General features: G+C 66.4%; 11 protein-coding genes. 10 read left to right on the top strand and 1 reads right to left on the bottom strand.

What is annotated here, in order from left to right; genetic code table 11:
- Positions 1-113: 113 nt before the first annotated feature.
- Entirely contained in the window at positions 114-1,049 is a 936-nt protein-coding gene (locus tag WME73_RS24410; protein WP_437747782.1) for a diiron oxygenase, read from the bottom strand.
- A 669-nt stretch (positions 1,050-1,718) separates the two neighbouring features.
- Here WME73_RS24410 and WME73_RS24405 point away from each other — a divergent pair.
- Genes WME73_RS24405 through WME73_RS24360 form a run of 10 tightly spaced genes read left to right on the top strand, consistent with a single transcriptional unit; the run spans position 1,719 to position 14,788 of the window.
- The gene (locus WME73_RS24405; protein ID WP_437747781.1) at positions 1,719-2,339 is read left to right on the top strand and encodes an anthranilate synthase component II; all 621 of its coding nucleotides are present in this window, start codon (positions 1,719-1,721) and stop codon (positions 2,337-2,339) included.
- Positions 2,340-2,350: 11 nt separating this feature from the next.
- On the top strand, positions 2,351-3,823 hold the full coding sequence (gene pabB / locus WME73_RS24400; RefSeq protein WP_437747780.1) for an aminodeoxychorismate synthase component I: 1,473 nt from the start codon (positions 2,351-2,353) through the stop codon (positions 3,821-3,823).
- Positions 3,824-3,837: 14 nt separating this feature from the next.
- A complete protein-coding gene (locus tag WME73_RS24395; protein ID WP_437917228.1) occupies positions 3,838-4,740 on the top strand; it encodes a prephenate dehydrogenase dimerization domain-containing protein in 903 nt (300 codons plus the stop codon).
- A gap of 49 nt (positions 4,741-4,789) precedes the next feature.
- Positions 4,790-5,062, top strand: a complete 273-nt coding sequence (locus tag WME73_RS24390) for a chorismate mutase (RefSeq protein ID WP_437539510.1) — start codon at positions 4,790-4,792, stop codon at positions 5,060-5,062.
- Between the two features lie 2 nt (positions 5,063-5,064).
- Positions 5,065-6,387, top strand: coding sequence for a hypothetical protein (locus WME73_RS24385; RefSeq protein WP_437747778.1), 1,323 nt, complete (start codon positions 5,065-5,067; stop codon positions 6,385-6,387).
- Positions 6,384-8,102 carry a thiamine pyrophosphate-binding protein gene (locus WME73_RS24380; RefSeq protein WP_437917226.1) on the top strand — a complete coding sequence of 573 codons (1,719 nt, stop codon included), beginning with the start codon at positions 6,384-6,386 and terminating at the stop codon, positions 8,100-8,102. Before WME73_RS24385 ends, WME73_RS24380 begins: the two co-directional genes overlap by 4 nt.
- A gap of 21 nt (positions 8,103-8,123) precedes the next feature.
- Positions 8,124-12,290: an amino acid adenylation domain-containing protein gene (locus WME73_RS24375; RefSeq protein WP_437917225.1), complete on the top strand. Its 4,167-nt coding sequence runs from the start codon at positions 8,124-8,126 to the stop codon at positions 12,288-12,290.
- Entirely contained in the window at positions 12,287-13,903 is a 1,617-nt protein-coding gene (locus WME73_RS24370; protein WP_437917223.1) for a (2,3-dihydroxybenzoyl)adenylate synthase, read from the top strand. Before WME73_RS24375 ends, WME73_RS24370 begins: the two co-directional genes overlap by 4 nt.
- A 7-nt stretch (positions 13,904-13,910) precedes the next feature.
- Entirely contained in the window at positions 13,911-14,552 is a 642-nt protein-coding gene (locus WME73_RS24365; protein WP_437917222.1) for an isochorismatase family protein, read from the top strand.
- Complete coding sequence (locus WME73_RS24360; RefSeq protein ID WP_437747773.1) at positions 14,549-14,788, top strand: phosphopantetheine-binding protein; 240 nt, start codon at positions 14,549-14,551, stop codon at positions 14,786-14,788. The genes WME73_RS24365 and WME73_RS24360 overlap by 4 nt, the downstream gene beginning before the upstream one ends.
- Positions 14,789-14,832 lie beyond the last annotated feature (44 nt).

Below are 14,832 nucleotides of genomic sequence, written 5' to 3'. Positions count from 1 at the left end.
ACGGCGCGCCGCGCGTCCTGTGCGTTCAAGCGACGCGCGTTCAGGTGATGTTGACGCGGGAGCCACCCCTCGGCAGCGCGGCCGACGGGAGATCTTGGCGGGCGCTCTATCGCCTATTGCCGAGCGATCGAGTCCGAGAGCCCGAACACGCCGACTTGCTTCAGCAGGGCGACGAGCCTGACCTTCGTCTTCTCCCTGGCGTCCTGGTGCTCGGCGACGAACCTCTCCTGGGTGTCATCGATGATGCGATCGATCTCTTCGGCGCTGAAGCCCTGCGCGGCGAGCACCTTCCGCTCGAACGCGCGGTTCAGGTCGACGCCCAGAAAATCGTCGAGGTAACCGGGCAACATCGCGCGGAACGTCTCCTGCGTCTCCCGCGGGAGCCGAGCCCAGCTCGACTTCAGCAGCTTCGCAAAATACTTGGAGTGCCGCCCTTCATCGAGGACGTGGTCGCCCATGACCCGCGCGAACGACCTCGCGATCTCCTTCTCCTTACCCAGGCTCGCGATCTCGGCGGTGAGCACGTTTTCGGCGAGCGTGACCGCGAGGAGCTGGAAGTCCATCCTCATGCTCTCGGGCAAGCTCGCGCTGGCACGCGCCGCCGCGTCGAGCTTCCAGTTCGACTCGGGAACCAGTAGCGGCTCGACGTCAATCTTCTGCTTCATCTGGACGATGTAATCCAGCGCCACGTAGGCGTGGTACCCTTCGTCGATTATCACCGTGAGCGCCTGCAGCTTGTCGACATCGCCGGCGCCCTTGATGTGGTTGTGGAGAATATTCAAGCTGCAGTCGATGACGAACTTCGTCTCGAGCAGTCCGACCCCGTAGAGGAACTGATACGCGGCCTGGGCCAGGATGTACGACTGCACTGTACTGCCGCGCGACGCGACCAGCGGGTGATCACAAACGATGCTACGCGCGGTGGGGTAGAGCAGCTCCCCGCTGGAGCGCTCCGGGATCAGAATCCGTTGGGTGTAGCGCACCGTCGCCTTCTCATACCACGACGCTACGGTATCGCCTTCCGGCGCGCTGGCCTCGACGTGTTGCATATCGCTCCTCTATCACCTCGACGCTGACATCCCGACTCCGGGACGAACGACCAACAGGGTCTACGAGGTTCGGGGCATCGGGTACCACGACGTCAAGCCCACCGCAAGCGACGATGTGCATCGTTGATCTAAGCGTGCGTGCATCGGTTCCTCGATCGCGCCCGAGTGTTGCTCGATGTCAGAGGTGTGAATTTTTATCAATTCGTGACGAGATTTCGCCGACCTGCACGAGCTCCTCGAGATATCCACAGGGGACGCCGGCAGATGTGGACGAATTTATTGAAGCGACAATCGTTGATGAGCGCTTGCTCCACGCGCCGGCCGGCCAGTAGGCCAGTCGGCCGGCCGGCTGGCCTACTGGCCGGCCAGCTCGCGAAAGGCAAGATCGTGGCATCGCTCGCCGATCGATTTAAGTTGATCGCGAGCAGACCCGTGATATGGATTGCCGACCGTCCTGACATGCCATCCTTATCGCTCTGATGTGGGTCCGCGGCGCGGTCAGTAGTGCCGGTGTACCGGCACGCTGCCGCTGTATCAGGGCGCTGGAGGCATGTGCCGGAAGATGAGCCGATCTCCAGGCAGCGGTTAAATCCGATGCTTGCGAGCGAGGAGGGTCTTCCGAGCGGATGCCGTATGGCACGGTAAACCCTTTCCGTGACGAGGCGCGCGGTGGCTTGTAGAACGCTGATCATCGACAACTTCGATTCATTCACCTACAACCTGTTCCAGTACATGGGGGAGGTGTGCGGCGAAGAGCCCGCCGTTGTGCTGAATACGGAAGACTTCGCGACGCTCGATTTCGCGCGGTACGACTGCGTGATCGTGTCTCCCGGGCCGGGGACGCCTGCGCGGCCGGTGGACGTGGGAATAAGCGTCAAGGCCATCTTGAATGCACAGGTGCCGTTGCTCGGCGTGTGCCTCGGTCATCAGTGCATGGCGTATATCCATGGTATGGAAGTTGCGCATGCCCCGGTGCCGATGCACGGCCGGGTGAGCGCGATCCACCACGATAATGAGGGAATATTCAAGGGGCTGCCTCCGGAGCTGAGCGTGGTCCGCTATCACTCCCTCGTCGTCCGCGACCTGAAGGACCCCTTCGTCATCACGGCGTGGGACCAGGATGGAATGATCCACGGCATCCGGCACAAGACGCGCGCGCTGTATGGGATTCAGTTCCATCCTGAGTCGATCTGTACCGAAGCCGGCATGGATTTGCTGCGCAACTTTCGGGACATCGCGATGTCTCACAAGTCGCGCCGCTCGGTGCAGAACAACCATCTCGTGGCCTGACGGGGGTAGTCGTGACGTCTTTCCGCATCCACCATAGAAAAATCGGTTGTTTCCCCGAGACCGTCGATCTGTTTCGGGCCGAGTTCCTCCGCTCGAAGAGCGCGTTCCTCCTGGAGAGCAGCGTGACCCGGTCAGGCTTCGCGCGGTTCTCGTTCATGGGGGACGCTGACGGTCCCCTTGGCGAGACCGTGACGTACGACATGACCACGCGGCGGGCCACGGTCGTTCGGGGGGAGGACAGCCGCACCGTCGAGGTGGAGAGCGTCTTCGACCTGCTCAGGTCGAAGCTTGCGCAGAGCAGGGTCGAGGTTCCTCAAGGATTGCCCTTCGACTTCAACCTCGGCTACGTCGGGTTCCTCGGCTACGAGCTCAAGGCGGAGACCATCGGCTCGGCCGCGCATCGCTCGCCAACGCACGACGCGGCCTTCATCTTCGCGACCCGGGTCGTGGCCTTCGACCACGCCGAGAGGACCTGCTACCTCCTGCACCTCGTCACGGACGACGAGACCGGACGCGCTGCCGAGGCGTGGTTCGACGCCGTCGAGGCGCATATGAGGCGTGAGGCCGAGGCGCTGAAGGCATCGCCGCCCGCCCAGCGTGCGTCGAAGAGGCTGTCGCTGGCGGAGGTCGAGCGGTGGATCGCAGAGAACGCCGTGATGCGCTTCGGCAAAGAGGCGTACATCCGGAAGATCCACGAGTCGCTCGTCGAGATCGTGAACGGGGAGAGCTACGAGGTTTGCCTGACGAACATGATCGACTTCTCGTTCGAGGAGCCGCCGTTCGAGCTGTACTGTGTCATGAGGGGCCTTACGCCCGCGCCTCACGCCGGCTACTTCCGCGTCGGCGACTTCCACCTCGTGAGCTCCTCGCCCGAGAGGTTCCTCAGCGTTGACAGGAACGGGCGTGCCGAGGCGAAGCCGATCAAGGGGACCCGGCCTCGAGGCCGCACCGAGGAAGAGGATCGCAAGCAGGCGGAGGAGCTCCGGTCGAACGAGAAGGATCGCGCCGAGAACCTCATGATCGTCGATCTGTTGCGGAACGATCTGGGCCAGGTGTGCACCATCGGCTCGGTCCACGTGCCGAAGCTCTTCGACATCGAGACCTACTCGCACGTTCATCAGCTGGTCTCGACCATCCGCGGGCAGCTCAAGCCGGGGGTCTCGGCGGTCGAGTGTGTCCGCGCGGTCTTCCCCGGCGGCTCGATGACAGGAGCCCCGAAGAAGCGCACCATGGAGATCATCGACCGGCTCGAGGAGGGCCCGCGCGGCGTCTACTCGGGAGCCTTCGGGTGGTTCGGGCTCTCCGGCGCGTGCGACCTCAACATCATCATCCGCTCGGTCCCGATCGATCGAGGGCACGCGTGGATCGGCGTCGGCGGCGCGATCACGGCCCTGTCGGATCCGAACGAAGAATTCGCCGAGACCATCGTGAAGGCGCGCGGCGTGGTGGAGGCCGTCGAGCAGCTGCGGAGGTCTCAATCGTGAGGAGCGAGGCGTCCATGAAGAACGACGCGAACGCGGCGTCGACCAGGTGCGTGGTCGTGGGGGCGAAGGGCTCGATCGGAGCGTTCCTCGCGACGAGGCTCTCGGGCGAGGGCCTCGACGTCACTGGCATCGACATCTCCGATGCGGCCTTCGTCAACCCCACGATCGCGTTCCACGCCGACGACATCACCCGCCCGAGCGACCGCACGTGCGCCGCGTTGTCGCAGGCGCGCACGGTGGTGCTCGCCCTGTCGCAGAGCGTGCTCGAGAGAGCTCTACCGCAGATCCTGCCGCACTTGCACCCGGATTGCCTCATCGTCGAGACGCTGTCGATCAAGACACCATTTCGCGACCTCCTCGATCAGCACCGGCCAGCTCAGCCGGTGCTCGGGATCAACCCGATGTTCTCGGGCGATCTCGACCCCAAAGGCCGACCCGTCGCCGCCGTGGTTCACCGGAGCGGCGCGGCGATCGCCGGGTTCTTGTCCCTCCTCGAGCGGTGGCAGTTGAGGGTGGTCGTCATTGAGCCGCAGGAGCACGATCGGACGATGGCGACGCTGCAGTCGCTGTGCCACGCGGCCATCCTGTCCTTCGGGAGGGCGCTGTGTCAGGCCGGGGTCTCCGCGTCGTCCATCGCCGCCCTCGCGCCGCCGCCGTTTCGTGTGCTCCTGTCCCTCGTTGCGCGCATGACGCAGAACCACCCCGACGTCTACTGGGAGATACAGTCGGCGAACCCTTACGCCGGGGAGGCGCGCCAGAGATTGCAGGCCTCCCTTCAGGCGCTGGACGCCGAGGTGTCAGCCGGAGAGCGCGAGCGATTTCATGACGAGCTCCACCAGATCAAGGCGGATCTCATCGAGCAAGATCCGCGCTTCTTACAGACCTGCCGTCGGATTTTCCAGATCGTCGATACTTGATGTACCGCTGCGCGCGTGGAGCGCGCATTACCAGGGGATAGCCGAGACCATGACACTTGACGGCTTCAGGGACCAGATCGACCGCATCGATGACGAGCTCGTCGACCTCCTCGGGCGCAGGCTGCACATCGTGCGGGAGGTCGCTCTCGCCAAGAAGATGAGCGCCACGCCCGTCATGCAGCCCGCCCGCGTCATCGAGGTGAAGCGCCGCTGCAGGGAGCGGGGGAGCCGCCATCAGCTTCGAGGCGAGTTCATCGAAACCATTTATCAAGCGATCATCGATGAGGCGTGCCGCATCGAGGATGACCTCCTGAGGGGCTGAACATGTCTGACGCGAAATTCGAGGCGATGAAGGCCGCGAGCATCCTGAGCGACAACCTCCAACGGGACTACCGGTACCGGGAGCGGACCCTCAGCCTCACGGCGAACGAGAACTATCCGAGCGCGCTCGTGCGCTTCACGTCGAGCGCGACCGCCGGCGCCTTCTACCACGTCTCGTTCCCCTTCGACGTGCCGCCAGGGGAGTGGTATTTCCCCGAGTCCGGCCAGATGAACGAGCTGGCCGACATGGTCCGCGTGCTCGGTAGATCTCTCGTCAAATCCGAGACGTTCGACTGGCGTCCGAACGGCGGTTCTCCCGCGGAGCAGGCGCTGATGCTGGCCGCCTGCAAGCGCGGCGACGGCATGGTCCATTTCGCGCACAAGGATGGTGGCCATTTCGCCCTGGAGGCTCTGGCTTCGAAGGCGGGCATCGAGATCTTCCATCTCCCGGTCGACCCGAAGTCGCTCCTCATCGACGTCGCGCGGCTCGACGACATGGTGCGGAAGAACCCTCGCATCAAGATCGTCATCCTCGATCAGTCCTTCAAGCTCCGCTGGCAGCCGCTCGACAAGATCCGAGCTGTCCTGCCCGACTCATGCACGTTGACGTACGACATGAGCCATGATGGCGGGCTCATCATGGGCGGGGTCTTCGACTCGCCGTTGCGGTGCGGCGCGGACGTGGTGCACGGCAACACGCACAAGACCGTGCCCGGCCCGCAGAAGGGCTACATCGGATTTCGATCCGGCAGCCACCCCTTGCTCGCAGAGACCTCCATCTGGCTGTGTCCGCACCTTCAGAGCAACTGCCACGCCGAGCTGCTCCCGCCCATGTGGGTGGCGCTCAAGGAGATGGAGGTGTTTGGCCGCGAGTACGCGCAGCAGGTCGTCAAGAACGCGAAGGCGCTGGCTCGGCACCTGTACGACCTGGGCTTCGACGTCTCGGGAGAGGAGTTCGGTTTCACCGAGATGCACCAGGTCCATTTCGCGGTGGGCACCCTGGACAAGGCGCTCAACCTCTGCATGAACACGCTCCATCAGGGCGGGATCCGCTCGACCAACATCGAGATCCCCGGCAAGCCCGGTGTGTACGGCATCCGCCTGGGCGTCCAGGCGATGACCCGCCGCAACCTGGTCGAGAAGGACTTCCGGACGGTGGCCGGGTTCATCGGCGACCTCTACTTCAAGAAGATCGAGCCCGCCGTGGTGGCGGCGCGGATCGAGGAGTTCCTCCGGGGCTTCCCGCTCGCGCCCCTCAAGTACTCGTTCGACCAGGGGCTCGATCAGGACATGTTGACCTCCTTGTGCCGTGGAGCCCTCAAGTGACCGCCGCTCGACCCATCGCGTTCATCGAACAGCCGTTCCCTCGTGCCTCCGAGGAGATGACGCTCGGCCAGCTGGTCGGCAACGTCCTCCTCGAGCACGGCATCGAAGATCTGTTCTGCATTCCTGGCGACTTCACGATGCAGCTGTCGCGCGAATTCGATCGTACGAGCGGGCTACGGCTCCGGACGATGTCGCACGAATACGGCACGACGCTCGCCGCGCTGGGCTACGCGGTCGCGCGACGCGTCCCGGGCGCGCTGTGCTTCACCTACGGCGTGGGGGTCCTCAACGCCACGAACGCCATCGCGCAGGCCTATGTGGAGCGGGTCCCCCTGATCGTGGTGTCCGGCGGCCCTGGCAAGCGCGAGCGTGAAGCCGAGATCTTCCTCCATCACCAGATCACGGATCATGACGCGCAATACCGGATCATGCGCGAGGTGACCGTGCATCAGGCGCGGATCCAGGATCCGCACGTGGCCGCGGAGCAGATCCGCGACGCCCTCCGCGTCGCCCTCGAGGCGTCGCGCCCGGTCTACGTCGAGATCCCTCGGGACCTCTACCTCACGAAGGTCCGCTACGTCCCGAGGAAGCCGCCCGCGCCGCCGGCGCCGGGGCGCTTCTCCGCGGACGCCTTCAGCGCCGCGCGCCACGCGATCGAGCTGCTGCGCGAGGCCGCGAGGCCGGTGTTCGTGCCAGGGCTCGAGCTCAAGCGCTTTCGGCTGGAGGGGCCGGCCGAGCGGATCGTCGATGCGCTCGGGCTGCCTTGGGTGGCGACGCCAATGTCGCAAGGGACGCTCGACCCTGCCCACCCGAACTACCGAGGTGTCTTCGCTGGTCCGGCGTCGCCCGACCTCACCACCCGTACACTGGTCGAGGAGTGCGATCTGCTCTTCCTCGTCGGCGAGCCGAACTCGGACGTCAACATGGGCGTGGCGGGGAACGTCCCCGTGGGGCGGCTCGTTCACGCCTACGACGGTCGTGTCCGGGTCGGCCGGAAGATCTTCGCGGCGACGACGATGGAGTTCGTCTCCGCGCTGGCGGAGGTCGCGGCGTCTCAGCAGGCCGGGTCGCCCCGCTCTCTCGAGGCCGGCGAGGCGCCGTCGAGCTCCGAGAGGGACGTCCGCGACCAGCCCGACAGCGAGCCGCTGACCCCGTTCACGGTCACCCAGGAGCTCGATCGGTATTTCGCGGCAGAGCCGGATGCGGTCCTCATCGTGGATTGCGGCGACTCGTTCTTCATGTCGCTCAGCATGTGCCCCGCCGACGTCCTCACGTCGTCGCTCTACATGAGCATGGGGATCGCTGTCCCGGGAGCGATCGGCTATCAGCTCGGCAGCGGCAAGCGCCCCATCGTCCTCGTCGGCGATGGCGCCTTCCACATGACAGGGCTCGAGCTCATGCACGCGAAGCGGTTCGGCGTGAGCCCGATCGTCATCGTCCTGAACAACAGCAGGTGGACGTCGCTGTCGACGGACGAGAGCGATCACGCGCTGATTCGGCAGGAGCACCTCGAGTTCTCGAGGTTCGCTCACTATATCAATGTCAAGTCGTTCACCGCGCGGACCGGCGCCGATCTCCGCCGGCAGCTCGCGGAGGCGCTTGAGCTGAACGAGCCGATCCTCATCGACGCAGTGATCGACCCCTCGATGCGTTCGTACCTCTGCGAGCGCTTCTTCCACGGGATCAAGCAGCAGCAGCACCTGCCCAAGCAGTGAGGCTGGCCAAGGAGCGGAAGAATGTCTCAGGTTGCCCGCGTACTACCGCTTTCCCCAGCCCAGCAGCCGATCTGGCTGGGCCACCAGCTCGATCCCGAGAGCGCAGCATACAATGTCGCGAGCGTCATCGCCGTCGAGGGGACGCTCGACCATTCCACCCTCTTGCGCGCCCTCGCCCGGGCCGTGAACGAGGCAGACGTCCTGCGCGCTCGGTTTCGCGAGATCGACGGGGACGAGCAAGGCGCTCCGGTCCAGGTGATCGAGCCCGAGCTCGCCTTCGACTGTCCCCTGAGCGACCTGCGAGCTCATCCCTCGCCGGAGGCGGAGGCCAGGGCCTGGATGGAGCGGGATCTCGCCGCCCGGATCGACCTCGGCAGCGGCCGCCTGTTCTCGACGCGCCTCTTCCTGCTCGGAGAGCGCCGCTCGTGGTGGTACTTCAAGTCGCATCACATCGCGCTCGACGGCTTCGCGATGTCGATGTTCTTCAAGCGCGTCGCCGAGCTCTACTCGTGCCTCGCCAGCGGAAAGGAGATCTCGCCTACGCCGTTCGGTCCTCTCGCTGCCCTCATCGAGAGTGAGCAGGCGTATCAGGGATCGGACGCGCACCGGCGGGACCGAGCGTACTGGCGCGGCAAGTGCTCCCGGGGGACCGACGTCGCGAGCTTCACCAGCGAGGTCGCGCTGCCGTCGAGGAGCTTCCTGCGGTGCGACGCAAGCATACCGCAGCAGACGGTGGCGAGGCTACAGCGCATGGCCGAGGGAGCATCCGCCCACTGGGTTCCGGTGCTCATCGCTGCCTTCGGCGTGTTCCTGAGCCGGGTGAGCGGCCGGCAGCAGGTGGTGCTCGGGATCCCCTTCCTCAATCGCCTCGGCTCGATCGCGACGAGGATTCCTTCGACCATGGCGAACGTGCTTCCCCTGCACGTCCGGGTCCGGCCGGGTGATACGGTGCGCGACGTGCTCGCCAGCGTTTCAGGCGAGCTCTCGCAGATGCGCCTCCACCAGCGGTATCGGGCGGAGGACGTCCGCCGCGATTGCAACCTCCTCGGGGAGGATCGCCGCCTGACGGGGCCTCAGATCAACGTCGACCTCTTCACGTCGGACCTGGACTTCGGCGGACAACGGGGAGCGCCGGAGATGCTGAGCGCCGGACCGGCCGATGACCTGTCGTTCCTCGTTCAGCCCGGGGCCGAAGGCGAGGGACTGCGCCTCATCGGCATGGCCAATCCGGCGCTCTATCGCGAGGAGGAGCTGCGCCTCAACATCGCCCGCTTCCTGGAGTTCCTCGAGCGGTTCGCCGAGGGCGTCGACACGCCGGTGGGGCGCCTCGACGCGTTCACCTCGGAAGAGCGCCGCTTCTTCTTCGCACCGAAGCCGGCGGCCGGCGCGGCGCGAGCGGCGGGCGGCGTGGAGACCGGGACGCTGATCGGCGCGTTCGAGCGGCGAGCGATCGAGGCGCCCGAGGCCGTCGCGCTCACCTTCGGCGACGAGCACATCACTTACGCGGAGCTCGACGCCCGGGCCAACCGGCTGGCGAGCGCCATGGCGGACGCCGCCGATTTCGTCGGCAACCCGCGGATCGCCCTGCTGATCGAGCGGTCTGTCGAGACGATCGTCGCCATCCTCGCGGCGTTCAAGGTCGGCGCCGCCTACGTGCCAATCGACCCTGACGCGCCCTCCGGACGCATCGACGCGATCCTGGCCGACACGCAGCCTGTCCTCCTCCTGGCCGACGCGTACAACATGCGCAAGCTGGGATCGTCGCCCTTCAAGACGCTGGTCATCGAGCCGGACAAGCTCGCGTCGGCGCGGCCAGCGACCGCCGGTCTCACGCCGTGGAGGCGCGCGGCGGGGAGTCCGTCTGCCGACGACCTGGCCTACATCATCTATACGTCCGGCTCTACCGGCAAGCCCAAGGGCGTCAAGATCACGCATCACAACGTCGTACGGCTGTTCAAGACCACCGATCGGTGGTTCGAGTACCGGTGTGACGACGTCTGGACGCAGTGCTTCTCCTACGTCTTCGACGCGTCGGTCTGGGAGATCTGGGGAGCGCTGCTGCACGGGGCGCGGCTCGTCATGGTCCCGCCCGAGATCGCGCGCGCCCCCGAGGCGCTGCTCGAGCTCATCGTCAAGGAGAAGGTGACGGTGTTCGGGCAGATCCCGTCGGCATTCTATCGTCTCATGGAAGCCGAGGAGGATCGCCCGGAGCTCGCGTCGCAGCTCAGCCTCCGATATCAGTGCTTCGGTGGCGAGGCACTGGATCTCGGTCGCCTCAAGCCCTGGTTCAGCCGCCACGAGGAGGGCAAGCCGAAGCTCCTGAACATGTACGGCATCACCGAGACGACCATCAATGTGACGTATCAGTTCGTCACGAGGTCGCAGGTGTTGGCCGAGAGCGGGAGCTTCATCGGCAGGGCGTACGACGATCTGCGCGTCATGGTGCTCGACGACGCGCTGCGCCCCGTGCCCATCGGCGGCTACGGTGAGATGTACGTCGCCGGCGAGGGGCTCGCGCCAGGTTACCTGAACCGACCCGACCTCGACGCCGTCAGGTTCGTCGCCGACCCCTATGGCCCTCCTGGGTCACGCATGTACCGAAGCGGCGATGTCGCGGTCTTGCACGAAGACGGCTTGCTCGAGTACGTGGGCCGGAGCGACCAGCAGGTGAAAGTGCGAGGCTATCGGATCGAGCTCGGCGAGATCGAATCGCACCTGCGCGACCACCCGGCCATCTCGGATGCCGTCGCGTCCGTGCAAGTCGACACGTTCGGCGATCCGAAGCTGGTCGCGCACGTGGTTCCGGCCACGGACGCCGCGTCTCCACGCGCGGTCGACGCAGACTCGCTTCGGGATTACCTGCGCGAGCGGCTGCCGCCCTACATGGTTCCGCACGCCATCGGGGTCCTCGCCGCGCTGCCGTTCAATCAGAATGGGAAGGTCGATCGGCGAGCGCTCCCCGAGATCAAGGTCACCTCGGAACGTCGCGTTGAGCCCGCTCGTGACGCCCTCGACGAGCGCGTCATCGAGGTCTGGCGCGGCCACCTCGGGGTCGAGCGGCTCGGCATCGACGACAACTTCTTCGAGCTCGGAGGCGACTCGATCAAGGCGATCCGCGTGTGCCGCACCCTGGGTATGCCCGTGATGACCCTCTTCAAGGATCCCACGCCGCGCGCTTGCGCGGACTTCCTGCGCGCGGGCGGAGACGCCGCCGAGCAGAAGCAGGGGAGCTTCCTCCACGCCTTCGGCCGCGGCGCCGGCGACGCCGGGATCAACCTGCTGTGCGTGCCCTTCGCCGGCGGCAACGCGCTCGCGTTCAGGCAGCTCGCCGAGGGCCTCCCCGGATCTGTCGCGTGCTGGTCGGTCAACTTGCCCGGTCATGATCCCACGCGACCCGGCGAGGAGCTCCTGAGCATCGACGCGGTCGCGGACGGGGTCGTGAACGAGGTCATGGCGAGCATCAAGGGGCCGATCGCCGTCTACGGGCATTGCGCTGGGAACGCGATCGCCCTGGCCGTCGCGAGCAAGCTGGAGAGCGCCGGCGCAGAGCTCGTGGAGCTCGTGATCGGCGCGATGCTGCCAGATGACGATCCCCAGGCGGTCCTGTCTGGCGTATCCGGACGGACGGGGCGCGACATCATCACGTTCCTGCGCAGCCTCGGTGGGTTCAAGGACGTGCTGGACGAGGACACCCTCGCGGCCATCGCCGACATGACGAAGCACGACTCGATGGAGACGGCGACGTTCTTCGCGACGAGGGCGAGCTCGCCGCAGCGCCTCGCGGCGCCTATCCACGTCGTCGTCGGCGACAGCGATCCGCTGACCGAGGGCTATCAGGCCCGCTACCTCGATTGGCGAGCGTTCTCCGAGCAGGTGAGCCTGTCCGTCATCGAGGGAGGCGGTCACTATTTCGTGACGGATCGCGCCGCCGCGCTGGCGGAGATCCTGGAGAGGCGGCTCCTCGCCCACGCCTCGTTGAGAGGCGGTCGCGCGCCGCGCAAGCTGCGGCCGTTCTATAACCCCTTCGACGAGGCCGACAGCTCGTTCTGGCTGCTCGCCAACGAGAAAGGCCAGCGCTCGCTGTGGCCGCAGTTCGCCGAGATACCTGTCGGGTGGCGCGTCGAGCTCGGCCCCGCGTCGCGGGAGGCATGTATGGAGGCTCTCGCGCCTCAAGGAGGGCTGTCGTGAGCGATGCATTCGAGTTTCCGAGGTGGCCCGAGTCGTTCACTGCGGCCTACCGCGCCAAGGGGTACTGGACCGGCGAGACGCTCGGCGGAATGCTGAGGAGGGTCGCGCGAAGCGTGCCGGACCGTGTGGCCGTCACGGACGGGCCGGTGAACCTCACGTACGCGGAGCTTGACGCGAGGGCGGACCGGTTGGCCGACGGGTTGGCGGCGCTGGGGCTCTCGCCAGGCGATCGCGTCGTCGTCCAGCTCCCCAACACTGTCCAGTTCGTCGAGGTGATCTTCGCGCTCTTCCGGCTGGGAGCGATCCCCGTCTTCGCCCTCCCGTCGGATCGGATCTCGGAGATCACCCATATCTTCCAGATATCGGGCGCGAAGGCCTATGTGATCCGGGACAAGGCGCTCGGCTTCGACTACCGAAAGATCGCCGAGGAGGTCGTCTCGCGGATCCCCCGGGTCGAACGGGTCATCGTGGTCGGAGACCCGGGGGCGTTCGTTCCTTTCGAGACCCTCTATGGGCGCCCAAACGAGCGGCCGGAGCGGGCAGGCAGCGACCCCGCGCTCGTCACGCTCTCTGGCGGCAGCACCGCCCTGCCGAAGCTCATCGCGCGCACCCACGACGACTACCTGTACAGCGTCAGGGCGAGCGCCGAGATCTGCGGGCTCACGCCCGAGAGCGTCTATCTGTGCGCCCTGCCGGCCGGTCACAATTTCACCCTGAGCTCGCCGGGCATCCTGGGAACGCTGTGCGCGGGGGGCCGGGTCGTCATGACGACCGATCCGAGCGGAGCGACCGCGTTCTCCCTCATCGAGCGAGAGAAGGTCACGTTCGCGGCCCTCGTCCCTAGCCTCGCGCTGGCCTGGCTCCACGCCGAGCGGACGTGCGATCTGTCGAGCCTGCGATTCCTCCAGGTGGGCGGCGCCAAGCTCGGCGCGGAGATGGCTGCTCGCCTGGAATCCTCGCTCGGGTGCCAGCTGCAGCAGGTCTATGGCATGTCCGAGGGGCTCGTCTGCTACACGCGGCTCGGTGACCTCTCCGAGAGGGTGCTGAACACGCAGGGGCGGCCCATCTCCGTGGACGACGAGGTGCGCATCGTCGACCAGGACGATCAGCCGGTCCCGGACGGCACCCCGGGCGAGCTCCTCGTCCGTGGGCCCTACACGATCCGCGGCTACCTCAACGCCGAGGAGCACAACGCGCGGGCCTTCACGGCCGACGGCTTCTATCGGACGGGCGATATCGTCGCGCGGCGGGCCGACGGCTACCTCGTCGTCGCCGGGCGCTCGAAGGACCAGGTGAACCGCGGCGGCGAGAAGATCGCGGCGGAGGAGGTCGAGGGGCACCTCCTCGCGCACCCGCGCGTACGGGAGGCGGCGATCGTCTCGATACCGGACGTCTACCTTGGCGAAGCGTCGTGTGCGTTCGTCGTCGCAGACCCGGGGGGCGAGCTGACCGCCGCGCAGATAAGGGCCTTCGTGCGCGGACGCGGCGTAGCGGCGTACAAGGTGCCCGACCAGGTCAGGTTCGTGCCGTCGCTGCCGAAGACGACCGTCGGGAAGATCGACAGGAAGGAACTTAGGAAGCAGCACGGCGGCTCTGCCGCTGCGTTGCCTTGAGGACGATATGGGAATCCCGAGAATCAAGTCCTATGACGTACCCACCGTGGTCGATTTCGCCCGCGCTCCGCACTCCTGGAGGGTCGAGCCGGCGGGCGTAGCTCTGCTGATTCATGATATGCAGAACTACTTCCTCAAGCCGTATGAATCGGCGGCGTTCACCGGCGCGCTGGTCGCACAGATCCACGCGATCCGGAGGGCGTGCAAGCTCCGCGACATCCCGGTGTTCTACACCGCGCAGCCGGGGGGCCAGAGCAAGGCCGAGCGCGGGCTGCTCCTGGATTTCTGGGGGCCCGGCATGCCGGAAGACGGGGAGGCCCGGAGCATCGTCCGCGGGCTGGAGCCGTCGCCTGGCGACCACATGATCGTCAAGCACCGTTACAGCGCGTTCAAGCAGAGCGAGCTGCTGGAGATGCTCAAGCGATTGGGCCGGGGACAGCTCATCATCTGCGGCGTCTATGCGCACATCGGCTGCCAGGCGACGGCGCTCGACGCCTTCATGGCCGGCGTCCAGCCGTTCGTCGCCGCGGACGCGCTCGCAGACTTCTCGCTCGAGCATCACCGCATGGCGCTGACCCAGATCGCGAGCTGCTCAGGGAAGGTGTCGACCACCGCTGAGCTCCTGGAGCAGCTGGGAGGCGCGTCTTGAAGCCGGAGCTCGGTGGAAGCAGCCTCACGCGCGACCGGTTCCTCGCCGACGTGGCTGAGGTGCTGCGCGTGAGCGCGGAAGAAGCGGCGAGGATCGGCGATCCGTTCGACGCTGGCGTCGACTCGGTCCGCCTCCTCGTGCTCGCGGAGAAGTGGCGCAAGATGGGCGCCCGCGTGGGGTTCGTGGAGCTCGCGGAGCGGCGGAGCCTCGACGAGTGGTGGGACCTCGTCCGCTGAGGCCCGCCCGCGGCCCGAGCTGGCCGCCCGGAGAGGAGCGGGGA

Source organism: Sorangium sp. So ce302, from assembly GCF_051530145.1.
Lineage (GTDB): Bacteria > Myxococcota_A > Polyangia > Polyangiales > Polyangiaceae > Sorangium > Sorangium cellulosum_B.
This window is presented reverse-complemented; position numbering and strand designations above follow the sequence as displayed.

Bases quoted from the DNA above. Each gene is read 5' to 3' on its own strand.
- WME73_RS24410 (WP_437747782.1), bottom strand. From the start codon at position 1,049: ATGCAACACGTCGAGGCCAGCGCGCCGGAAGGCGATACCGTAGCGTCG.
- WME73_RS24395 (WP_437917228.1), top strand. From the start codon at position 3,838: ATGAAGAACGACGCGAACGCGGCGTCGACCAGGTGCGTGGTCGTGGGG.
- WME73_RS24390 (WP_437539510.1), top strand. From the start codon at position 4,790: ATGACACTTGACGGCTTCAGGGACCAGATCGACCGCATCGATGACGAG.
- WME73_RS24385 (WP_437747778.1), top strand. From the start codon at position 5,065: ATGTCTGACGCGAAATTCGAGGCGATGAAGGCCGCGAGCATCCTGAGC.
- WME73_RS24375 (WP_437917225.1), top strand. From the start codon at position 8,124: ATGTCTCAGGTTGCCCGCGTACTACCGCTTTCCCCAGCCCAGCAGCCG.
- WME73_RS24365 (WP_437917222.1), top strand. From the start codon at position 13,911: ATGGGAATCCCGAGAATCAAGTCCTATGACGTACCCACCGTGGTCGAT.